This is a genomic window from Paenibacillus tyrphae, assembly GCF_024158745.1.
In the GTDB taxonomy this organism is placed as follows: domain Bacteria; phylum Bacillota; class Bacilli; order Paenibacillales; family NBRC-103111; genus Paenibacillus_G; species Paenibacillus_G tyrfis_A.
Map to the genome: position 1 here is coordinate 119,026 of NZ_JAMZAW010000019.1, position 22,395 is coordinate 141,420.

At 58.2% G+C, this 22,395-nt stretch carries 21 protein-coding genes; 4 read left to right on the top strand and 17 right to left on the bottom strand.

Annotation, left to right across the window (positions count from 1 at the left end; genetic code table 11):
• Window positions 1-42: 42 nt before the first annotated feature.
• Both NI000_RS25840 and NI000_RS25845 read right to left on the bottom strand, forming a co-directional pair.
• Window positions 43-369 carry a hypothetical protein gene (locus NI000_RS25840; RefSeq protein WP_253414251.1) on the bottom strand — a complete coding sequence of 109 codons (327 nt, stop codon included), beginning with the start codon at window positions 367-369 and terminating at the stop codon, window positions 43-45.
• A gap of 130 nt (window positions 370-499) precedes the next feature.
• A complete protein-coding gene (locus NI000_RS25845) occupies window positions 500-1,303 on the bottom strand; it encodes an RDD family protein (protein WP_253414252.1) in 804 nt (267 codons plus the stop codon).
• 73 nt (window positions 1,304-1,376) lie between these two features.
• On the opposite strand from NI000_RS25845, the gene NI000_RS25850 reads away from it, so the two are divergent.
• Window positions 1,377-2,429: a stage II sporulation protein M gene (locus NI000_RS25850; protein ID WP_253414253.1), complete on the top strand. Its 1,053-nt coding sequence runs from the start codon at window positions 1,377-1,379 to the stop codon at window positions 2,427-2,429.
• Here NI000_RS25850 and NI000_RS25855 read toward each other — a convergent pair.
• From NI000_RS25855 to NI000_RS25880, 6 genes are all read right to left on the bottom strand, one after another.
• Window positions 2,407-3,786: a DUF58 domain-containing protein gene (locus NI000_RS25855; protein ID WP_253414254.1), complete on the bottom strand. Its 1,380-nt coding sequence runs from the start codon at window positions 3,784-3,786 to the stop codon at window positions 2,407-2,409. The genes NI000_RS25850 and NI000_RS25855 overlap by 23 nt on opposite strands.
• Complete coding sequence (locus tag NI000_RS25860; RefSeq protein WP_253414255.1) at window positions 3,737-4,657, bottom strand: AAA family ATPase; 921 nt, start codon at window positions 4,655-4,657, stop codon at window positions 3,737-3,739. The genes NI000_RS25855 and NI000_RS25860 overlap by 50 nt, the downstream gene beginning before the upstream one ends.
• Before the next feature lie 5 nt (window positions 4,658-4,662).
• Window positions 4,663-5,796: a DUF4350 domain-containing protein gene (locus NI000_RS25865; RefSeq protein WP_253414256.1), complete on the bottom strand. Its 1,134-nt coding sequence runs from the start codon at window positions 5,794-5,796 to the stop codon at window positions 4,663-4,665.
• Window positions 5,789-6,421, bottom strand: coding sequence for a DUF4129 domain-containing protein (locus tag NI000_RS25870; RefSeq protein WP_253414257.1), 633 nt, complete (start codon window positions 6,419-6,421; stop codon window positions 5,789-5,791). The genes NI000_RS25865 and NI000_RS25870 overlap by 8 nt, the downstream gene beginning before the upstream one ends.
• Complete coding sequence (locus tag NI000_RS25875; RefSeq protein ID WP_253414258.1) at window positions 6,414-7,727, bottom strand: ABC transporter ATP-binding protein; 1,314 nt, start codon at window positions 7,725-7,727, stop codon at window positions 6,414-6,416. The genes NI000_RS25870 and NI000_RS25875 overlap by 8 nt, the downstream gene beginning before the upstream one ends.
• Window positions 7,728-7,858: 131 nt before the next feature.
• Complete coding sequence (locus tag NI000_RS25880; RefSeq protein ID WP_253414259.1) at window positions 7,859-8,860, bottom strand: ABC transporter substrate-binding protein; 1,002 nt, start codon at window positions 8,858-8,860, stop codon at window positions 7,859-7,861.
• Window positions 8,861-9,089: 229 nt separating this feature from the next.
• On the opposite strand from NI000_RS25880, the gene NI000_RS25885 reads away from it, so the two are divergent.
• Both NI000_RS25885 and NI000_RS25890 read left to right on the top strand, forming a co-directional pair.
• Window positions 9,090-10,100, top strand: coding sequence for a FecCD family ABC transporter permease (locus NI000_RS25885; RefSeq protein ID WP_253414260.1), 1,011 nt, complete (start codon window positions 9,090-9,092; stop codon window positions 10,098-10,100).
• A complete protein-coding gene (locus tag NI000_RS25890; protein WP_253414261.1) occupies window positions 10,097-11,149 on the top strand; it encodes a FecCD family ABC transporter permease in 1,053 nt (350 codons plus the stop codon). The genes NI000_RS25885 and NI000_RS25890 overlap by 4 nt, the downstream gene beginning before the upstream one ends.
• 5 nt (window positions 11,150-11,154) lie before the next feature.
• Here NI000_RS25890 and NI000_RS25895 read toward each other — a convergent pair whose 3' ends face one another.
• Complete coding sequence (locus tag NI000_RS25895; protein ID WP_253414262.1) at window positions 11,155-11,337, bottom strand: hypothetical protein; 183 nt, start codon at window positions 11,335-11,337, stop codon at window positions 11,155-11,157.
• Here NI000_RS25895 and NI000_RS25900 point away from each other — a divergent pair.
• Window positions 11,327-12,151, top strand: a complete 825-nt coding sequence (locus NI000_RS25900) for an ABC transporter ATP-binding protein (protein ID WP_253414263.1) — start codon at window positions 11,327-11,329, stop codon at window positions 12,149-12,151. The genes NI000_RS25895 and NI000_RS25900 overlap by 11 nt on opposite strands.
• A gap of 297 nt (window positions 12,152-12,448) precedes the next feature.
• On the opposite strand, the gene purD is transcribed toward NI000_RS25900, so the two are convergent.
• The 8 genes from purD to purQ form a co-directional block, all read right to left on the bottom strand.
• The gene (gene purD / locus NI000_RS25905; RefSeq protein WP_253414264.1) at window positions 12,449-13,708 is read right to left on the bottom strand and encodes a phosphoribosylamine--glycine ligase; all 1,260 of its coding nucleotides are present in this window, start codon (window positions 13,706-13,708) and stop codon (window positions 12,449-12,451) included.
• 13 nt (window positions 13,709-13,721) lie between these two features.
• Window positions 13,722-14,456, bottom strand: a complete 735-nt coding sequence (locus NI000_RS25910) for an IMP cyclohydrolase (RefSeq protein ID WP_253414265.1) — start codon at window positions 14,454-14,456, stop codon at window positions 13,722-13,724.
• A 316-nt stretch (window positions 14,457-14,772) separates the two neighbouring features.
• Window positions 14,773-15,960: a phosphoribosylaminoimidazolecarboxamide formyltransferase gene (locus NI000_RS25915; protein WP_253414266.1), complete on the bottom strand. Its 1,188-nt coding sequence runs from the start codon at window positions 15,958-15,960 to the stop codon at window positions 14,773-14,775.
• A complete protein-coding gene (purN, locus tag NI000_RS25920; RefSeq protein ID WP_253414267.1) occupies window positions 15,957-16,589 on the bottom strand; it encodes a phosphoribosylglycinamide formyltransferase in 633 nt (210 codons plus the stop codon). The genes NI000_RS25915 and purN overlap by 4 nt, the downstream gene beginning before the upstream one ends.
• Window positions 16,586-17,626, bottom strand: a complete 1,041-nt coding sequence (gene purM / locus NI000_RS25925) for a phosphoribosylformylglycinamidine cyclo-ligase (protein WP_253414268.1) — start codon at window positions 17,624-17,626, stop codon at window positions 16,586-16,588. Before purM ends, purN begins: the two co-directional genes overlap by 4 nt.
• Before the next feature lie 318 nt (window positions 17,627-17,944).
• A complete protein-coding gene (gene purF / locus NI000_RS25930; RefSeq protein WP_253414269.1) occupies window positions 17,945-19,483 on the bottom strand; it encodes an amidophosphoribosyltransferase in 1,539 nt (512 codons plus the stop codon).
• On the bottom strand, window positions 19,465-21,711 hold the full coding sequence (purL, locus tag NI000_RS25935) for a phosphoribosylformylglycinamidine synthase subunit PurL (protein WP_253414270.1): 2,247 nt from the start codon (window positions 21,709-21,711) through the stop codon (window positions 19,465-19,467). Before purL ends, purF begins: the two co-directional genes overlap by 19 nt.
• Window positions 21,689-22,384 (bottom strand): phosphoribosylformylglycinamidine synthase subunit PurQ, encoded by a 696-nt coding sequence (gene purQ / locus NI000_RS25940; RefSeq protein WP_253414271.1) that lies wholly within the window; start codon window positions 22,382-22,384, stop codon window positions 21,689-21,691. Before purQ ends, purL begins: the two co-directional genes overlap by 23 nt.
• Between the last annotated feature and the right edge of the window lie 11 nt (window positions 22,385-22,395).

Below are 22,395 nucleotides of genomic sequence, written 5' to 3' on the forward strand. Positions count from 1 at the left end.
CCCTTACTTATCCGGGAATCGGCTCCGTTCGCATGTGCCCGATTATTGATAGAAGTTACTGCGGGCGAAGTTTTGATTTTGCTGCGATTGAAAGCTCGCTTGATTAAACTGTGCGACCGTTTGCTCCAGCTGGTTGCAAATTTGCGCCATTTGCTGCATTTGTTGTACCGCCGTCTGGTGGCCTTGCAGTGCCGTTTGAATCACTTGCACCGCATGCTGCTCACGCTGCGACAAAATTTGCAGCTGCTGCGCATTTTGCTGCTCTTGCTGGAGCAGACGCTGGTAATTCGCGCTCGCTTGATCTGTTTGCTGGATCAATTGTTGAATCATTTGCTGGCATTGGTTCAATTGCTGAGTAGCGTTGAACATGGACGGAATTCCTCCTTGGCATGCTTTCTGGAAATGGTTGGCTTCTTTTTCAGCCCATTTTAGTATGCATGCTCCCTTTCGTCCCTATTCATCCCTACGCAAAAAATTTTTTTGCCGCTCCCGACCTCGCTTACAGCGTCCATTCCTCCGACAACTGCACGTACAGCTCGATCAAAAAAGCCGTCGACTGGGCCGCATACAGCTCCCGTTCCAGCTCCAGCTTGGTTCCGAGCCGCTCGGCCACCTGCCTGGAGAGCTCCTCCCGCTTGAACTTATCCAGCGAGGGGAGGCGCTCCACGAACGTGGACAGAAGCAGCCAATCTTCCCGCTCGATCCGCCTGCGGAACGCTTCAGACAGCTTCAGTTCATACGTCAGGCGAATGCGATTCTTGGCCAGCCACTTCTGAGTCCGCTTGCGAAGAGCAAGCCGTTCATGCTGCATATCCCGGATGACGAGCGTGCCTGCCGCCAGATCGCCGATCCGTTTGTCCATCGGATGGAAGAACATCCACAGCATGCCGACAAAATAAAAGGATGGCAAAAAATCGATCAGCCGGAAAAAATTGCGGATGATCGCCGACAGCAGCGTAAGCGGCTGGCCGTTCTCTTGAATGACGCGCAGGCCCAGCCATTTTTTTCCGAACGTTTGCCCGCCCATATAATATTCCGTCAACGCATAGTAGCCGCCGATCAATAAAAAGCTGAGCACGATCAGGAAAGCCGCGGCATATTCTCCAAGCGCATCGTCCAGGCCGATGTCCAGCAGCATCAGGATCAAACCGACCAACAGGCTAATTGCCCCAAAGGCTGCCAGCAGCAGCAAGTTGTCTATGAGCTGAGCGGCCGTCCGGCTGCCGATTCCCGCCGTCCGAAACTGGAGCCGGACATGCTCCGGCGTCACGATCGAAGCTTCCCTGATATTCACCTCGTTCATTTCCCCGCTCCTCCTTTCCATTTTTGTGGTAATATTGAACTATTCGAGAGACGGAAGGAGATCGTTCGCACCTATGAACATTCAGCACTTTATCCGCGAGCACAAGCCCGTATGGACCGAGCTTGACGGACTGCTGACCTTATTCGAGAAAAAGCGCCGCACAGTACAGGCCCCGCAGGTTGACCGGTTGACCTTCTTGTACCGGACAGCCTCCGCACATCTGGCCTACGCGCAAACGTACTACCCCGGCGATGAGATCGGGCTTTACCTCAATCAGCTCGTGGCACGGGCGCACCATGCCCTGCATGCCGAACAGTGGAAAACGTCCCATCGGCTCGGTGATTTTTTCAAGCGCCGGTTTATCGGCTACGTGCTGGAACGCAAACGGTTCATTGCGCTTGCGTTTCTGCTGTTTATGGTCGGTGCGCTGTCCGGCTTCGCCGCCGTCTGGCAGGACCCGCTGAACCTGTATGCGCTCGTATCCCCCGAGATGGCCGACGGCATCGATCCCCACTCGGTGGGTAAAAACCACAGCGAAGTGCAAAGCGCCGTCATGTCCACGTCCATCATGACCAACAACATCCGGGTCGCCGTTCTTGCGTTCGTGAGCGGCATCACCTTCGGGCTGCTGACGGTCTATGTGCTGTTCTACAACGGCATCCTGATTGGCGCGCTCACCGCCGTTTTTTGGCAATCCGGCACAAGCTACGTGTTCTGGGCGTACATTTTGCCGCACGGCGTCATCGAGCTGACCGCCATCTTCATTGCCGGGGGCTCCGGCTTGTATATGGGCTACCGGATGATCAACCCCGGACCGTATACGCGAAAATATATGCTTCTGCGCTCCGTCAAGCAATCGGCGCTTCTGATGGTCGGAACCATTCCGCTGTTCGTCATTGCTGGCATTATCGAAGGCTATATTACGCCTTCCGGCTTGTCGCTGGAAACGAAGTATATCGTCGCGGGCGCCACACTGATTGCCCTGGCGCTGTATGTCGCTTACGGCCGGTTGAACGAACGCCGGCATACGCAGCTTGCGGCCGAAGGCGCCGTCCCGAAGGACGAAGCCGGGACGAGGACGGACCTCTTCTCTTCCCCGGCCCCTATATCGAATCGTTCGATTTAAGATCCAGGTACCGGTTGACCGCCGTCCAAGCCAACTGACCGACGGGAACGTCCACGATGTCGATCCCGCCGGCCGCCATCTCGGCAGCGACCGTTTGCCGGTCGACGGCAAACTTGTGCGCCACGCTTTTGACATAGGCTTGGCGCCTGTCCGCCGTCTCGGCCGATGCCCACCCCTGCAGCACTTCGTCCCGCAGCCCGAGCAGCAAAATCCGGTGCTGCCGCTTCAGCCGCATCAGCAGCGGACGCAACCCCTCCTCGAACATATAATTGTCCATATCGGAGAACAGGACGGTCAGGCTCCGCTTCTTTTGTACGCGCAGCAGATGCTGCAAAGCCGTGCTGTAACTGGCCTCCACGAAGTCGCTCTGCAGGTTGTAGACCGCCGCCGTCAGCGTCTGCAGATGGAGAAGTCCGCTGTCCGGCGGCACATATGCCTTCACCCGGTTCGAGAAGGCGAGCAGTCCCACCTTATCCCCCTGCTTGAGCGCTACGGCAGCAAGCGCCAGCGCCGCTTCGAGCGACACGTCCAGCTTGGTCCGGCCGTCCAGCTCGATCCCCATCATGCGTCCGCAGTCCAGCAGGATGGTGACGACCTTGCCCCGTTCGGGGCGGAACACGTTCGTCATCAGCGTACGGGACCGCGCCGACGCTCTCCAGTTGACGAACCGCGGGTCGTCGTCGGGAACGTACTCGCGAATCGCGTGAAACTCTGAGCCGGACCGCTCCTTCCGGTAAATCCGCCTTCCATCCAGCGTCAGTTGATTTTGCATCGAAGACAGGATGCCGCGAACCCCCGACATATCGGGATAAATGCGGATCGTCTGCTCCACCTCTACGCGCGCCTGCTTCTCCCACAGCCCGATTCGCCCTCTTAGGCGGAGCCAGACCGAGTGAAAAAGATATTCTCCCCGCTCGCGGCCCAGCGTCGTGTAGCGGAGTTCCGCCGCCTTTCCTTCCCAAGCCGTCGTCAGCGGTCCTTCCGGCGACAGAAACGTCTGCGGCAGGTCGTCGGCGACCGTCAGCTTCAGTGACACCGGCTGCGAGGCTTCCGCGCGTACCGTCACCTCGAACGGGCTGCCGATATCGGCCTGCCCGGGAAGGCTGCGGCTGACGCGCAAGCTGCGCCGCCTCGGAAGCAGCGACAGATCGAGCACGCTCAGCCCGAGCAGTCCGCCGCACACAAGCCACTGCACGGCGGCTCCGGCCCCGTTCCCGGCGGCATAGCCCACGCCTACAAGAACCGCCCCTGCGCCTGTCAGCAGAGCCATGCGCGGCGTCGGCACGATCAGCCGCTTCTCAATCGCGTCAGCGAGGGACCGGAATCGTCGCCAGCGTTTCCTGGATGAAGTGGTCACCGGTCTCTCCCTCCAATTCAACCTGCGGCGTCAGCAGCAGACGGTGCCGCAGCGCCGGAACGGCTACGGTCTTGATATCGTCCGGCGTGACGAAGCTGCGCCCGTCCAGCAGCGCCCAGGCGCGGGCCGCCGTCATGAGCGCAATCCCCGCCCGCGGGCTCGCGCCAAGCAGGAGCCGCTTGTCTTCGCGGGTTTTGCGAATGATCACGGCAATATATTCGACCAAACTGTCCTGCACGACTACCTCTTGCAGCTCCGCACGAAGCTGCTTCAACCGGTCCAGCGAGAACGCGGCGTTCTCCTTCCTCTCCGCAGTGGCGAAGAAAGGAACGTGTTCTTTTAAAATCGCAAGCTCCGATTCCAAATTCGGGTAAGACACGGTCAGCTTGAATAAAAAACGGTCCAGCTGCGCTTCAGGCAGCGGATACGTGCCTTCGTACTCCACCGGGTTCTGCGTCGCGACGACGAAGAACGGATCGGGCAGACGGTACGTCGTGCCCTGAATCGTCACCTGCCGCTCCTCCATCGCTTCCAGCAAGGCGGCTTGCGTTTTCGGAGGCGTACGGTTAATCTCGTCGGCCAGCAGCAGGTTCGTAAAGACCGGACCGCGGACCGTCTGGAATTCGTTGTCCTTCATATTGAAAATCACGCTGCCGGTAATGTCGCTCGGCATCATATCCGGCGTGAACTGCACCCGGCTGAACGAACCGTCCGTCAATTCGGCAAGCGTGCGCACCATTTTCGTTTTTCCAAGCCCTGGAACCCCTTCCAGCAACACATGCCCCCCGGCCAAAAAAGCGGTCAGCAGCAGACGAATATTGTGCCGCTGTCCGATCACGCTCTTCTCCATCTGTTCCAGCAACTGCTGCAATCGGCTCACTCCCTCTCCAATCTACGGATCACGCCATCGGCCATCCGGCTGTCTTTCTCGAACTGCTTCGGCGAATAGCTCGCCGCTTCCTCAGCGGCTTCCCAGCTTCGCATTACCGCCGCGAGCCGCTCCAGCTCCTCTTTGCTTAAATGCGGCTTGGCCGCCGCAAGCGCCTGCGTTACGGTCGCATCGAGGCGTATGCCCCACCGCTCGCGCATGAGGCCGCGAATATATCTCGCTTGATGCGCCAGCGCTTCCCGCGCCAGCCCGCGCCGCTCGTACCATCCTGCGGCGGCGAGCAGCGTCTCGTCCCCGCGCCGTACCGTCCATTCGCGCGGCGTATAAGCCGGCCCAAAGCGCACGCCCTTCATCCAGAGCCATAGCAGCGCTCCCAGGGTCAGCTGCAGCAGCACGGCGAGCAGCCAGCCGGGATATACCGCAAACAAGCCCGGTTTTTCGTAAAGCCCGTGATGATACTCGTCGAACCACAGCCCCCTGGTCTCCGGGCTTGTCTGTATGTACGGCCGGATCAGCTCAAAATGCGAATGCTCCAAAATGCGGTCGTTCCTCATCCACTCCGGAACGAGCAGCAGCGTCATGCTGCCCTGCCCGACTTCTGTGCGTCCGGCAATAATGCCGCGCTCATCCTTCAGCAGCGGCTTCATGCCCGGCGCTTCCTTCAGGCGGTAAGCGGATGCGACCTTCCCGTTGAGCCCCGTACCCGACTGGCCTGTCAAGTCGGTGATCGCCACAGCGCTGGAACCGTCTTCCCCTGTCTCCGCAATGGAGAATTCATCCAATTGTTCCGGAGCGTCATGAAACAGCACAAGCTCATTGCCCCCGCTTACCCATGTACGGATCTCTTCCCATTCCTTGGCCCCCAACGTATACGGTTGAATGACGATCAGCTTATGATGCCCCCCACTTGGCAGAGACCGCCAAGGCTGCTTCCAGGCTTTAACGGGTGCGCCCTGCTCCTTGAGCAGCGTAAATACCGCTTTGGTGCCGTCGCGGTCGGCGGACGTCGACAGATACGGAGGAAGATCCGGCAGATCGGGCTTCACCAGAACGTATCCGAACAGCAGAAAGGCGACGATGCTGACCGCCAAAGCGATCTGCAGCTTGTTCCGCTTAAGCATAACCCGCCTCCTCCCGCCGGTACGGCGCCAACAGCTCGGTCATCCGTCCGTATTCGTGCGCTCCCGCCGTACCTCCTCCGTAATAGACGAGCTCGAACAAAAAAGCGGCCTGCTTGAACGACTCGACCGCCCCCGGCTGCCGCTCGTACAGCTCCTCCGCATATTCGCGGTTCGTCTTCCACCGCTCCGCCCGCACCCATTCGCGTTCGTCCATCAGCAGAAGCATCGCCAGAAACGTCCGGCGCACCGCCTCCGGATAGTTGCCCTCCACCGCGCATTCCTCCGCTTCCCGGAGCAATGCAGCGAAGGAGCGGTCCAGCTCCGCAGCACTGCGGAACACGCTGCGCCGTCGGCTGCGGCGAAGAAGAATCAGGCTGCGCACCAACCAGACGATGGCCGCCACAAGGACGGCAAGCAGAATACCGAGCAGGACGTAGGCGAGCACCTTCGGAGTGCCGGGCGGAACGGACATGTCCGGGAACAAGTCCAGCACCTTCCGCCACATCCGCTCCAGCCACTCGATGACGGGGTTCCGTCCGTCGCCTCGCAAATACGCCGTGTATTCATCGCGTTCCAGAATGTTTTCCAGCTGTTTTTTTTCCGTTTTCCAATCGTCGTTATTCATCTTTCTTCTCCGGCTCCTTCGAACCGTTGGCATCGGCAGACTCGCTTTCCGGCGACGGCTTCACGGAACTTCCGTCTTCCTGTCCGGCAGGCGTAGTCGTGCCCGGAGCGCGGACGGCTTCCCCGGCAGATCCGGCCCGGTCCTGCGCAGCTCCGCTCGTGTGCCCTGCTACCGCCTCTTGCGCCGCTTCGTCCGGTCGCTCTGCCCCTACAGGTTGCGCAAACCTATCCGTCTGTACAGGCTCCACAGCGTCCCCTGCCCCGGCATATGCAGAGCCGCCGGCTTGCGCGAAACCGGCTGCATATCCCGCTTCTCCCGGCTGACCGCTGTATGACCCGTACGACTGACCGGCGGCAAGCATCTGCTCCAGATCGGCTCCCTCATTGCGCACCCGCAAGTCGAAGTACGTCACCGCATAAGGAATCATATAGATCGGCGTGATCAGCAGCGTCAGCACGATGTAAATCAATTGGCCGAGCAGCGACAATTTGAATACCGCAATGAGCAGCGCGTAAGTCCCCATCATAAAAACGCTGTAAATGATTGACAAGACGAAGTAAATGCCGAATATACGCCAAAAGTTCCCTTTGGTCAGCTTCCAGCTCCGGCTTAGCGACGAACGGGCGCCCTCCAGCGCCACGACCGGCAAATAAAAGCCGAAACGGATAGCGAAAAAGCCGATCCCCGCCATCACCAGCAACCCGACCAGCAAATACATGCCGACCAGCAGAACAACCAGCACAATGCTGCTGCCGAACGGGTCGGAACCTAGTTCGGAAATGCCAGCCCCGATGCCGAACGATACCGCAGCGACAATGATTACCCCGAACACGACAGCGGTCGAAATCGCCGTATACACGCCCACAAGGATCAAACCAAACAGCAGCGTATTGCCAACCATCGGCCAATAACGAGAAAACGAACTTCTCAGCAACTCCTTGAAGCCCACGGAAGCTCCATCGGCCACGGCGCGGACCAGGTGAAGCTGCGACGAGACCGCTGCCGGAAACACGGCCAGCATGTATAATGGCATCAGCAAGAACGAAAACAACAGCAACCCTATACGCAGTTCTTCGCCCGACCCTCCGGCTTCGGCGAACCGGTCAAGCGAATCGGCAATCGTTTCCCCGGATTCCGGAAGGAGCGAAACGCTGCTCACATCGAAGAGCACTAGGTTTTGCAAAAGATAAAGCGGGCCGAAAAACAGCAGCATCAGCAAGAATGTCACCGTAAAATGCTTGCGGTAGATCTGAAAGCTCCTGTCCAAAATCGCACCGATACCCATCGGCCTTTCAAATGAAATCATTGGTTGCTCCTCCTGCCCCACATATTCGACATCATTATACACGAACTTCCGACGGGATAGCACCAATAAATTACAGAATGCAAAAGCCGACCGTCTGATTCGACGGCCGGTCCGGGTGCTGCTATGGGTGCTTAAGGCTTCACATCATACATTTTGTACAAGCCGTCCAACATCAGGTTGGCAGCTTTGACGCCGCCCGCCGTATTCCAAATAACATCGTTTACCTTGAACACTTTGTTGTTTTTGACGACCTTCAAGTTTTTCCAGAGCGGATCGTTCATCCATTCTTCTTCCTGCTTGGTTCCTTTGCCGTCGCCGGTCTCATAGGTGAAATAAATGACCCGGTCGGCGGCTTCAAGCTCGGTCAGCCGTTCTTTCGTAATGTCCTCGAACGCCTTCTCGTCGTTCTTGGCATCGGAGCGGGCAATACCGATTTGCTTAAAGATGACACCGGTAAACATATTGCCGTAGTAGTAACGGGTTTTGCCGCCCATGAAGCGGACGACGGCCACTTTCTCGCTCAGCTTGCTGCCGGCTTTTTGCTTGAAATCCTCGATCCGCTTGTCGAATGCGGCGATGATCTTCTCGCCCTCGGCTTTTTTGTTCAAGGCTTCAGCGTACAGCTTGAAGTTTTCCTTCCATTCGCCGCGCAGCGTTTCCGAATAAACGGTCGGCGCGATGGCTTTGAGCTGGTCGTAAATTTTTTCGTGGCGCATTTTGTTGCCGATGATGAGATCCGGCTTGAGCGATGCGATCAGCTCCAGGTTCGGCTGCTGCTCGCCGCCGACCGCTTTGACGCCTTCCATGTCGGTTTTGATATGATCGAACCACGGATTGCCGGTATACGATTGTACCGCGCCGATCGGCTTCACGCCGAGCGCAAGCAGCGCCTCCGTTCCTTCGTTGGTCAAAATGACGACCTTCTGCGGGTTGGCCGGAACCTCGCTTTCGCCCATGGCATGCTTGATTTTGCGCTTACCGTCCGCTTGGGCCGGTGCTGCAGCTTCTCCGGATTTGGCATCCGGCTGCGCTGCGGGCTTCTGACCGCAGGCCGTCAACCAGACGGACAACAATAAGACGACGGCAAGCAGCGCCGCCGATTTCAGACGAAACGACCGATTAAGGGAAAACATGTGCGACCTCCTGATTTCTGGTTGTTCTTGATGTCTTCGTTAAATGGTGAATGCCGCAAATGATTGATAATCATTATCATTTACTTGGTTAATATTACTGAGCATTAGCTTGCTTGTCAACTATTTTGTGATAATGATTCTCAGATTCATTGACACTTGATAATGGTTCTCATACAATGAAAGAAAGCGTTCATACTATAGGTTAAGACAGGAAGCAGGCTATCTTTTTATGCGCAATCCACTTCATCGTCGCTCTTCCAAAATCATCGGCCTGATCGCAGCTCTCGTACTGCTCGCTCTGGCTATGGCGGCCAGCGTCATGTTCGGCCTTAACTATTATTCTTGGGATCGCGTTATCGCGTCCTATACGCAGTTTGACGGCTCCAACGAGCATATTATTATCCAGACGGCGCGCGTGCCACGTGCACTTATTGCCGCGGCGGTCGGCGCAAGCCTCGCCGTAGCCGGCGCGCTGATGCAAGCCATTACCCGCAATCCGCTCGCATCGCCGAGTATTTTCGGCGTCAATGCCGGAGCGGCGTTTGCCATTGTTTTATCCGTCGCCCTGTTCGACGTCTCGGGCATGACCCGGTATACCTGGATCGCGTTTCTGGGGGCGGCCGTCAGCGCCGGAGGCGTATACTTTCTCGGTTCGATCGGCCGCGACGGGCTGACCCCGATCAAGATTACGCTGGCCGGGTCGGCCGTCACCGCCTTCTTCGCGTCGCTGACCCAAGGCATCCTGCTCGGCAGCGGCAAAGCGTTCGATCAAGTGCTGTTCTGGCTCGTCGGCTCGGTGGCCGGACGGACGATGGAGATGCTTAACGCCGTTCTGCCTTATATGCTCGCGGCCTTAGTAGGAGCCCTGCTCCTCTCGCCGCAAATCAACGTGCTGGCGATGGGCGAGGACGTCGCCAAAGGGCTCGGCCAACGCACCCTGCTTGTCAAAGCCGCAGCGGCCGTCGTCATCGTACTGCTTGCCGGCGGCGCCGTATCGGTAGCAGGGCCCGTCGTATTCGTCGGCATCATCGTGCCGCATATCGTCCGCTATCTGGTAGGCATCGACCACCGCTGGCTGCTTCCTTACTGCGCCGTGCTTGGAGCGCTGCTGCTGGTTAGCGCCGACATCGGGGCCCGCTTCATCGCCATGCCGAAGGAAGTTCCCGTCGGCGTCACGACCGCCCTGATCGGCGTCCCCTTCTTTGTGTATATCGCGCGCAAAGGAGGGCAGCTGTCATGAGCCGTCAATCCAGCCGGTACTTTACCGTCCGCGGAAAAGCTTTCTCGTATCTTGTCAGCAAAAGAGCGCTGGCCGTCACGTTCCTGCTGCTCTTTATTACGATCGCCGTCATGATTCTCAGCACCGGCATCGGCAGCGTCTACATCCCGCCGGGCGAAGTCGTCCGTTCGGTCTTCGGCTTCGGAGACGATTCCAGTGAGATGATCGTCCGCTCGCTTCGGCTGCCGCGCATTCTGATGGCCGTGCTCGTCGGAGCGTCGCTCGCGGTAGCCGGCGCGATTCTGCAAGGCGTCGTACGCAACTCGCTGGCTTCGCCCGACACGGTCGGCATGACCGGCGGCGGAACGCTCGGAGCCGTCTCGTTCTTTTTCTTTTTCTCGGACAAAATTACGATTCATCTGCTGCCGGTATTCGCCATTGCCGGAGCCTTCATCGCCACGTTCGTCGTCTATGCGCTTTCGTGGAAAGGAGACGGGGTTACCCCGCTCCGGCTCGTACTGATCGGCATCGGCTTCGCGGCGGCGATGAGTTCGATCTCGTATATGATGCTGATTTCCGGTCCCGTCGTTCTGGCGAACCAGTCGCTTACCTTCATGACCGGAAGCATTTACGGCGTATCCTGGGAAAAGTCCGTCACGCCGCTGCTGCCTTGGTTTATCGTGCTGCTGCCGCTTATTATCGTCTATTCGCGGCATGTCAACATCCAGGAGCTTGGCGAAGAAGTCGCCCGCAGCGTAGGCAGCGCCGTCCAGCGTCAGCGGTTCCTGCTGCTGCTGCTCAGCGTCGCCTTGGGCGGAGCCTCCGTAGCGTTCGGCGGAGCGATCGGCTTCATCGGCTTGATGGCGCCGCATATGGCCCGCAAGCTCGTCGGCCCGGCCTTCGGCGCGCTGGTGCCGGTATCGGCGCTCATCGGAGCGATCGTGCTGCTGCTCTCCGACCTCGCCGGCCGGACGCTATTTGCTCCGCTGGATATTCCTGCCGGCGTTTTCACCGCCTGCATCGGCGCGCCGTTCTTTGTCTATTTGCTGTACCGCAGCCGCAACCGTTAATTACGTTACAACCTGTCGATATCGATGTGAAGCCTTGACACGGACACCATGTAAAACAGAGAAGCCCGGCCTACGCCAAGCGGAGCGGCGTAATCGACCGAACGCAAACGGTCACCAACGTTCCGTCTGCGCCATGTCTGCTTATCGCCGGGCTTCAAGACCGAAGGAGAAGATCTTATGACTGCCATCCAATCGAACGACTTGTGCCTCTGTTACGGGGATACGTGCATTTTTCAAGAGCTGAACATCAAAATTCCGAAAGGAAAAATAACGGTGTTTATCGGCGGCAACGGCTGCGGCAAATCGACCCTGCTCCGCTCTCTTGCCCGGCTGCTCAAGCCGCAAAGCGGACAAGTGGTGCTCGACGGCAGCAACATCGCGACGATGTCCACCAAGGAAGTCGCCAGACGCATGGCGATTCTTCCGCAAGGCCCGGCGGCTCCGGAAGGCTTGACGGTGCTGCAGCTTGTCAAGCAAGGCCGCTACCCGTATCAAAGCTGGCTCCAGCAGTGGTCCAAGGAAGACGAAACCATGGTGCAGCGCGCGCTTGAGCTGACGCACATGAAGCCGCTCGCCGAGCGTACGGTCGATTCCTTGTCCGGCGGCCAACGGCAGCGAGCCTGGATCGCTATGACGCTGGCTCAAGGCACGCCGACGATACTGCTCGACGAACCGACGACGTACCTCGACCTGGCGCACCAAATTGAAGTGCTCGATCTGCTGTACGAGCTGAACGAAAGCGAGCAGCGCACCATCGTCATGGTACTTCATGACATTAACCTTGCCTGCCGCTATGCGCATAACATCGTAGCCATCAAAGACCGTAGAGTCTGGGCCGAAGGGCGGCCACAGGATATCGTTAACGAAGACTTGATCCGCAGCGTGTTCGATCTGGAATCGCGAATCGTCGAGGACCCGCTGTTCGGCACGCCGATGGTCGTTCCTTTCGGCAAAGGCAAACAGCCTCTGGCAGCTCCCAAGCTCGCGGTTGCCGGGAAATAATACGGAAGCCAAATAAAGCGCCTCTCCTGCAATGGAGTCAGGCGCTTTATTTTTTCGCGGTTAGGGAACACTAATTCGAAAATGGACAGGGAGGAATAGCCTTGCGTGCTTTTTCCCATTACGTGCACAACTATTGGCTGTCGGGTATTTTGGTGGTCGGAGCAATATGTGCGGTTTTTTATGTTTACCGAAATTGGGACAAAATCATGATTAAAGGAAGCGGTCGCAAATAGGCCAGGCTTCGCCGCACACAAAAAACCGGGGCAAAGGAATCGTTTCCTTTACCCCGGCTTGTATTTACACGAGCGCTTTCTTCGCAATGTCCGTACGATTGTGCTTGCCTTGGAAACGGATGCGGTCGGCATCCGCATACGCTTTGGCGCGGGCCTCGGCAATATCGCGGCCAAGCGCAGTTACGCCGAGCACGCGGCCGCCGTTGGTCACGACTCCGCTGTCCTTGACGACTGTACCCGCATGGAATACGATCGAATCCTGCACGTCCTCCAAGCCTTCGATCGGAAGCCCCTTCGGATACGAGGCCGGATAGCCTTCGGACGCCAAAATGACGCAAACGGCCGCGTCCTCGCTCCACTCAATCTCCATCTGATCCAGCCTTCCGTTGACTGCAGCAAGGAAAATGTCCAGCAAATCCGTTTTCAACCGAGGCAGCACGACCTGCGTCTCGGGATCGCCGAAGCGGGCGTTGAACTCGATCGTCTTCGGTCCGTTCGGTGTCAGCATCAGGCCGGCAAACAGGACGCCGCGGAACGGCCGCCCTTCGGCGACCATCGCTTTGGCTGTCGGCTTAATGATCGTCTCGATCGACTCGTCGATCACGGCTTGCGGGATGTGCGGCAGCGGGCTGTAGGTGCCCATACCGCCGGTGTTCGGCCCCTTGTCGTTATCGTAGACGGCCTTATGGTCCTGTGCAGGCACCATCGGGCATACCGTTTCGCCGTCGACGAAGGAGAGAATCGACATTTCCTGGCCGGTGAGGAACTCCTCGATCACGACCTGATTGCCGGATTCGCCGAACACTTTGGCGACCATGATGTCGTGCAGCGCTTTTTCCGCTTCATCCAGCGTCTGCGCCACGACGACCCCTTTGCCTGCCGCGAGGCCGTCCGCTTTAATCACGATAGGCGCTTGCTGCTGGCGCAAATAAGCGACCGCGTCCTCATACTGCTCGAACGATTCGTAAGCGGCCGTCGGGATGTTATATTTTCTCAGCAGCTGCTTGGTGAATACTTTACTGCCTTCGATAATCGCCGCATTTTGGCGGGGTCCGAACACGGTCAGCCCCTTCGCTTCCAAGTGATCGACGATGCCTTCTGACAGCGGATCGTCCGGACCGATGACGACCAGATCGATCGTATGGTCGATGGCAAACTGCGCAATCTCCTCGAATTGGTTCACTTGAATCGGGACGCATTCGGCTACCGACGCGATGCCTCCGTTCCCCGGCGCACAGTACAGCTCCGTGACTTTGGGGCTTTTCTTCAGCGCCCAGCATATTGCATGCTCGCGGCCGCCGCCGCCTACAACCAGTATCCGCACGTTCAGGCTCCTCCTATTCTTTATTGACGATCAGCAGCTCGGTTTCTCCGCTTCCGATCCGTACTGTTTTGACGAGCAGCGAGATGCGGTTCTCGTCGTTCAGCGCCTGCCAGTAGGCATCCGCGATCTGCCGGACGTCGTCGCTGGCAATCGGTACAAGCGCCGGTTCACCCTGAAACGAAGGCAGCGGGTTCCCGTCGCCTGCATACGTATGAATGCAGTGACCGTAGCCCGGCAGCGCCTTCTCGTACGTATACGTATGACGAAGAGTCTGATCCTCCGTATTGCCGCTCGATTTTAGGATCGACAGCTTATAGGCAAATTGCGCATCATTCACATCGATCAAACCGCTGATTCGCGGCGTAAAATTGGGCGCATCCGGCTCGTACGTCCGGGTGGCCAGCGCGGCTTCGAACGAGCTGCCGGAAAGCAGAGCCTCGTGAATCGTATCGGTCTGGTCGCCGTTCGTGACGATATGCGCGCCGTTCGCGTGCTTCACCGGGTAGTAGATGATGAGCGATGGATCGGTGAGCTTCGCCGGGTCCTTCGCTTCGGTGCGGACAAATCCGTTGTCCTCCTGGATAAATACGCGGTTGCGGCTGTTCTCGCTGCGCCCCATGATCCAGTACACCTGCACAAGTCGGGTGCCGTCCGGCGTCTGGCCGATCACGATGCCGCGGCCCGGGTACACATTTTGCCGCAAACTTTGAAAATATTGCTCCGCTTGCGCGGCTCTGTTCGTCGACACTTGATTATTCCTCCTCAGAACATTGCGTGGCAATGTTCACTTCGTAAGCATAGGCTTAGGCAGTACGTAGTAATGCCTGCAGAGTGTTGAGAAACCCTTGGAGTAAAAAATCTCAGACAAAATAGAGGTGGGGTATATTCCGTAAGAGTTTACGTCCGCCTTTGAAACCCGCGAAAATACCGCTAATTCTAATCAAGTTCGCGGGTTTCAAGAGCGGCTGGAGGGATATACCCCACCGGCGTATGTTGAGAATTTTATACGCGTAGCGGGTTTCTCAACAAGCTCAGGACATTACGGAGCAATGCCATTTCGTTTCTTAATGGTGGAACAAACGGACTCCCGAATAAGCCATCACCATGCCGTAATCGTTGGCCGCTTTCACGACTTCTTCGTCGCGCATCGAGCTGCCAGCCTGCACGACGTACTTAACGCCGGTGCGGCTGGCGCGGTCCAAATTGTCACGGAACGGCAGGAAGGCGTCGGAACCGTAGGAAACGCCCTGCAGCTTATTCAGCCATTCGCGCTTCTCTTCGCGCGTCAGACGCGCCGGTACTTGCTCGAAGCAAGCTTCCCAGGCCGCCTGCTCCACCGGCGTCAGCTCTTCTTCAAGCCACAGATCGATGGCGTTGTTTTGCTCCGCGCGGGAGAGCCCTTGACGGAAGGGCATATTCAGCGCCGTCGGGTGCTGGCGAAGGAACCAGCGGTCCGCTTTGTCTCCGGCCAGACGGGTACAATGAATGCGCGATTGCTGGCCGGCGCCGATCCCGATGGTTTGACCGTCTAACGTGTAGCAGATTGAGTTGGATTGCGTATATTTCAGTGTCACGAGTGCAATAAGAAGATCGCGCTTCGCGTTCTCCGGAAGCTCTTTGTTGTCCGTAACGATGCGTTCCAGCGCCGTTTCGTCGATGACGGCGTCATTGCGCTCCTGCTGCAGCGTCATGCCGAACAGCGTACGGGTTTCGACCGGATTCGGAACGTAATCCGGATCGATTTGGAGAATCAGGTAGCCGCCGTTTTTCTTGGCGCGGAGAATCTCCAGCGCTTCGTCGGTATATCCCGGGGCCACGACCAAGTCGGATACTTCCCGCTTCAACAGCTGTGCCGTCGAGGCGTCCACAATATCGCTGAGCGCGGCAGCATCGCCGAACGAGGACATGCGGTCGGCACCGCGGGCCCGCGCATAAGCGGTCGCCAGCGGCGACAGCTCCAAGCCTTCCACAAAGTAAGCTTTCTTCAGCTCGGGCGTTAGCGGCGCAGCTACGGCTGCTCCGGCCGGGCTTACATGCTTGAACGAAGCAGCGGCAGGCAGCCCCGTTGCGCGGCGCAGCTCCCGTGCGAGCTGAAAGCCGTTAAAAGCATCCAGCAGATTGATGAAGCCGGGGTCGCCGTTCACTACTTTGATTGGCAGCGTCCCTTCCCCGATCAGCTTCGCTTGCTTTTGATGCGGGTTCATTCCGTAACGGAGCTCCAATACTTGCGTTTGATTCGTCGTTTGGCTCATGGTGCGTTCCCGTCCTCCTTAGGTTTGTTGGCGGCATCCTCCAAGCGGATGCTTCCCGTTGCAATCGCCTGTATCACTTCCGGGTACAATCGGTGTTCGATGCGATGGATCCGCTTGGCGACGGAAGCCTCCGTATCGCCAGGTTCAATGTCTAGGGCGCGCTGCGCCAAGATCGGCCCGCTATCCAGTCCCCCGTCCACAAGATGAACGGTCACGCCGGTCACCTTGACCCCGTGCCGCAGCGCCTGCCCTACGGCATCGAGCCCCGGGAACGACGGCAGCAGCGAAGGGTGTATATTCAGCATGCGCCCCCAATACGCGTCCACCAGCACATTCGTAACAATGCGCATATAGCCTGCAAGAACGACAAGCTCGACTTGCTTTTGCCGTAACATCGTCAAAATTTCCCGCTCATACGTTTCGCGCGAATCGTAGTCCTTCGGACGAAACGTATGAACAGGCACGCCGGCCTGCTTGGCCCGTTCGACTACCCCCGCATTCGGACGGTCACAGACCAAAAGCTCGATGCGCGCATCGAGCCGGCCTGCTATTGCCGCATCCGCAATCGCCTGGAAGTTGCTTCCGCTGCCCGAGGCGAATACGGCAATACGCAACGGTTCGGTTCTCATACGACCGCCCCGGTAAACGTAACTTTACGCTCCCCTGCCGTTACGCGGCCGAGCGTGTAGGCTTTCTCGCCATGCTGCGCGAACAGCTCGGCAGCCCGTGCGGCCTGGTCCTCCGCCACGATGACGACCATGCCGATCCCCATATTGAACGTGCGGAACATATCGTTGTTGCTGATGCCGCCTTCCCGCTGCATCAACTGGAAAATCGGCAAAATCGGCCAAGAGCCGTAATCGATCTCGACATTGACGCCTTCCGGCAGTACGCGCGGAATGTTTTCCAGGAATCCGCCACCCGTAATATGCGCCATTCCTTTGATCGGCAGCTCTTCGAGCACCGTCAGTACCGGTTTGACGTAAAGCTTCGTCGGCACGAGCAGCGTGTCGCCCAGACGGCCGCCCAGTTCGTCGATCGTATCGTGCAGAGTGTAGCCCTTGTCTTCCAGCAGCAGCTTGCGCACGAGCGAGAAGCCGTTGCTGTGAACGCCGCTTGAAGCGAGACCCAGGACGACGTCGCCCGGACGGATCGTGGAACCGTCGATGATCTTCTTCTTGTCGACGATGCCGACCGTAAAGCCCGCGATATCGTATTCGCCTTCGCCGTACATGCCCGGCATTTCCGCCGTTTCGCCGCCGATTAGCGCGCAGCCCGACTGCACGCAGCCGTCGCTGATGCCTTTGACGATCGCTTCGATTTTTTCCGGAATAACCTTGTCGCAGGCAAGATAGTCGAGGAAAAAGAGCGGCTCCGCGCCCTGCACGACAATATCGTTCACGCACATCGCCACGGCATCGATGCCGATGGTGTCGTGCTTGTCCATCGCAAAAGCGATTTTCAGCTTCGTGCCGACACCGTCCGTACCGGAAACGAGCACCGGTTCTTCGTACTTGTCCTTGTTCAGGCCGAACAGCGCGCCGAAGCCGCCGAGGTCTGTCAGCACTTCCGGACGGAAGGTCGTCTTGACGTGCTTCTTCATGCGCTCTACCGCTTCGTTGCCGGCCGCGATATCGACACCGGCTTGTTTATATGCATCGGACACTTGGATTGTTCCTCCTTGGGGGGAATGAAGCTTGCGTTGAACTGACCGGGCTTTTGCTCTGCGGCTCCGAGTTCGTGCTGCCTGTCTGCGGTCTCTCTTGAAAATGAGTTCCATTTCATCTTACCTTTCGGTAAGAACTCATTTTCAAAGGAGACACGTGGACTCTCCGACAGGCACACGACTCTCCGCCTACCGGCTTCAGCCAAAATCAATTCAAAAAACGCTTCATTCCCCCGCGTTTTGTATCGTAAAAAGGCGGTCCGGGCAGCCCGGGACCGCCGGGTTAGGTCAAAAGCATGCTGGCGGCCTTCGCCGCAATCAATCGCAGCCGCAGCCAAGAGCGGCTTCGTCGGGAACCGGCGTCGGGTAGCGGTTGTCGAAGCAGGCCGTACACAGCCCGCGGTTGACTTCCACGTTCGGACGGCCGATGGCCGTGAGCAGCCCCTCATGGCTGAGAAAATGCAGCGAATCGGCGTTGATCGCCTCGCGGATTTCCTCCACCGATTTGACCGCGGCGATCAGCTCCTTGCGGCTCGGCGTATCGATGCCGTAGAAGCACGGGTTCGCAAACGGCGGCGAGCTGATGCGCACGTGCACTTCCTTCGCGCCGGCCTCGCGCAGCAGGTTGACGATGCGCAGCGAGGTCGTGCCGCGCACGATGGAGTCGTCGATCATGACGACGCGCTTGCCTTCGACGATGCTGCGCACCGCCGACAGCTTCATCTTGACGCCCTGCTCGCGCAGCTCCTGGCTCGGCTGGATGAACGTCCGGCCGGTGTAGCGGTTTTTGATCAGGCCGAGCTCGTACGGAATGCCCGTCTGCTCCGCGTAGCCGATGGCGGCGGAAATGCTGGAATCCGGCACCCCGGTGACAATGTCAGCGTCGACAAACGCTTCAATCGCCAATTGGCGTCCCATCCGCTTGCGCGCGGAATGGATGTTCGTCTCGTCGATGTCGCTATCCGGCCGGGCAAAATAAATATACTCCATCGCGCAGATCGCGCGCTGCTTGATCGGCGAGAACCGGTCTTCCGTCATTGCGCCGGTTTTGAAGTCCAGTATCAGCAGCTCTCCCGGCTCGACATCGCGGTAATACTTGCCGCCGACCGTGTCGAACGCACAGGACTCGGAAGCAAACAGCCACGCATTGCCAAGACGGCCCATTACAAAAGGCCGCAAGCCGTGCGGGTCCCGCGCGACGATCAGCTTATCCTTCGTCAAAAACATAAACGCATACGCGCCCTCCACCCGGAGCAGCGTCTCTTTCACGGCAGAGACGATATCATTCTGCTTCGACCGGGCGATCAAGTGCGCTACGACTTCCGTATCGCTGGTCGTTTGGAAAATCGATCCTTCTTTTTCCAGCTGGTCCTTGATTTGCGGCGCATTGGTCAAGTTGCCGTTCGTGGCAATCGCCAGATCGCCTCCGCGGTATTTGAACACGAGCGGCTGCGCATTGGCCAGCTTGCTTTCGCCCGACGTCGAATAACGCACGTGTCCAATCGACGCGCTCCCGGTCATGGGAGCGAGGTTGTCGTTGTTGAACACTTCCTTCACAAGCCCCATGCCGCGGTGATAATGAAACGTCTCGCCGTTGGCTACGCAGATGCCCGAGCTCTCCTGCCCGCGGTGCTGCAACGCATGGAGGCCGTAGTACGAAAGCGAAGCGGCTTCGGGATGCCCGAACACGCCGAAAACCCCGCACTCTTCCCCCAGTTTGTCCATAAAGCTGTCTTGGCCGCTATGGCCCTCGTTATAGTAGCGTCCGGTCCAGAGGGGCACTGCCACTCCGGAAGCCGAACGAACGATTTTTGCTGCCTCTTGTCCCTGTCCGCCGATCAGTTGTTCATCAGACATGGAATCGCATCCTTCCAAACCTTTTCTAGTTCCGTCACAGATGCATCAATAACCGGTTTTCCATTGACTTGAAGCTGGAGCGAGCTGCCGCCGACCGTACCGAGCGTTTGCACCGGCACGCCGCGTTCTGTCAGAAGCTTTTGCAGCGCTTCGCCTTTGTCCGGAGCGGCGCTTAGCAGAAGGCGGGATTGGCTCTCGCTGAACAGCGCAATATCCGGGCGCAGCTCTGTTGCGAAGTTCACCTTCGCGCCGAGACGTCCGCTCATGCAGCTCTCGGCCAGCGCGACGGCCAGTCCGCCTTCGGACAAGTCGTGCGCAGAAGCGACCAGCCCTTGCTGAATCGCGGTCAATACCGCATCCAGCAGCGTTTTCTCCACGTCCAGATCGATTTGCGGCGGACGGCCTTCCGTTACGCCGTGAACGATATATTGGAACTCGCTGCCGCCCAACTCCGCTTTTGTCTCGCCGAGCAGTAGAATCACGTCGCCTTCGCGCTTGAAGCCCTGCGTCGTAATATGGTCGGTGTCATGCACCAAGCCGACCATCCCGACGACCGGCGTCGGATAAATCGCGCCTTTGGCGTTCTCGTTGTACAAGCTGACGTTGCCGCCGATGACCGGCGTATTCAGCTTGCGGCAAGCTTCAGCCATGCCGTCAACGGATTTCTCCAGCTGCCAGAAAATTTCCGGCTTCTCCGGGCTGCCGAAGTTGAGGTTGTCCGTAATCGCCAGCGGCTCCGCGCCGGAGCAGACGTTGTTGCGCGCCGCTTCCGCCACGGCGATGCGGCCGCCAACTTCCGGATCAAGGTATACAAAGCGTCCGTTGCAATCCGTGGACATGGACAGCGCCTTGCGGGAGCCGCGAATCGTCACGACCGCCGCGTCAGAGCCCGGCTGAACCGCCGTGCTGGTACGCACCATATAATCGTATTGGTTATAAATCCACTCTTTATTCGCTACCGTAGGGGAAGCCAGCACCTGCTTGAGCGCACCGTTCAAATCCGTCACTTCCGGGTAACGAAGCGTATCGATCTTGCCGTTCTCTTCATAATAAGCCGGTACCGCGGAAGGCTTGTGATACATCGGGCAATCGTCTACGAGCGCTTTGACCGGCATGTCGCCAACCAGCTCGCCCTTATGATAAAGCTTCAGATTGCCGTCGTCGGTAACTTTGCCCACCTTCGCGCAGTGCAGCCCCCAACGCTCGAAAATCGCTTTCGCCTGCGCCTCATGCTCCGGCTTCACGACGAACAGCATCCGCTCCTGCGACTCCGACAGCATCATCTCGTAAGGCGTCATGCCTTCCTCGCGCTGCGGCACCTCGTCCAGATATAGCTCCATGCCGTTGCCGGCCTTGCTCGCCATCTCCGAGCTGGAGCAGGTCAAGCCTGCGGCGCCCATATCCTGAATGCCGACGACGATGCCGGAATTGATCAGCTCCAGGCACGCTTCCAGTACGAGCTTCTCCATGAACGGATCGCCGACCTGCACCGCCGAACGCTTCGCTTCGGACTCCGCCGTCAAATCTTCGGAGGCGAACGTCGCGCCGTGAATGCCATCGCGTCCCGTCGCCGGTCCGACGTAGAAGACCGGGTTGCCGACGCCTTTGGCGACGCCCTTTTGAATTTTGTTGTGATCGATCAGACCGACGCACATCGCATTGACGAGCGGGTTGCCTTCGTAGCTCTCGTCGAACATCACTTCGCCGCCGACCGTCGGGATGCCGATACAGTTCCCGTACCCGGCAATCCCCGAAACGACGTGCTCGAACAAATATTTGACGCGATCATTGGTGAGACGGCCGAAGCGCAAGCTGTTCAATACCGCTACCGGTCTTGCGCCCATCGAGAAAATGTCACGGATAATGCCGCCGACTCCCGTCGCCGCGCCTTGATAAGGCTCGACTGCCGAAGGGTGGTTATGGCTTTCGATTTTGAACACAACCGCTTGGTTGTCGCCGATATCGACGATGCCCGCGCCTTCGCCCGGCCCCATCAGGACGCGGGGTCCGCTTGTCGGGAATTTGCGGAGAACCGCTTTCGAATTTTTATAGGAGCAGTGCTCGGACCACATGACGCTGAACACGCCGATCTCGACGTAGTTCGGCTTCCGGCCCAAAAACCCGCAAATTTTGTCATATTCCGCATCCGATACGCCGAACTGCTTGTAAATCTGCTGCTCGGCAATTTGCTCTGCCGTTGGTTCCTTAGCCGATAGCTGCTGCGCCATGCTTCTCCCTCCAGGTGCTCAAAATCGATGTAAACATCTTCCGTCCGTCCGCCGAGCCGAGCAGCTCGTGCACCGCCCGCTCCGGATGCGGCATCATGCCCAGTACGTTACCCGTCCGGTTGCAAATGCCGGCAATATCGTCGACCGAACCGTTCGGGTTGTTACCGGCTTCGTAACGGAACACGATCTGGTTGTTCGCTTTCAGCTCCGCCAGCGTCGCCTCGTCGCAATAATAGTTGCCTTCGCCGTGGGCGATCGGAATATTGATCAGTTCGCCCTTTGTATAGTCCGAAGTAAACGGCGTATTCGTATTTTCCACCTGCAGCATCGCTGCGTGGCAGCGGAATTTGAGCGACCGGTTACGCAGCATGGCTCCTGGCAGCAGACCTGATTCCAGCAAAATCTGGAAGCCGTTGCAAATGCCCAGGATGTATTTTCCTTCCTCCGCCGCTTTCACCAAAGCGCCCATGACCGGGGCAAAGCGGGCAATCGCGCCGCAGCGCAGGTAGTCACCGTACGAGAAGCCTCCGGGAATAAGAATGCAATCATATTTCGATAAATCCGTTTCCGTATGCCATACGTAATCCACTGGCTGTCCGATCGTATCCTCTACCGCTTTGTAGCAGTCGATATCGCAGTTGGAGCCGGGGAATACCAACACCGCGAAATTCATCACGCGCGCCT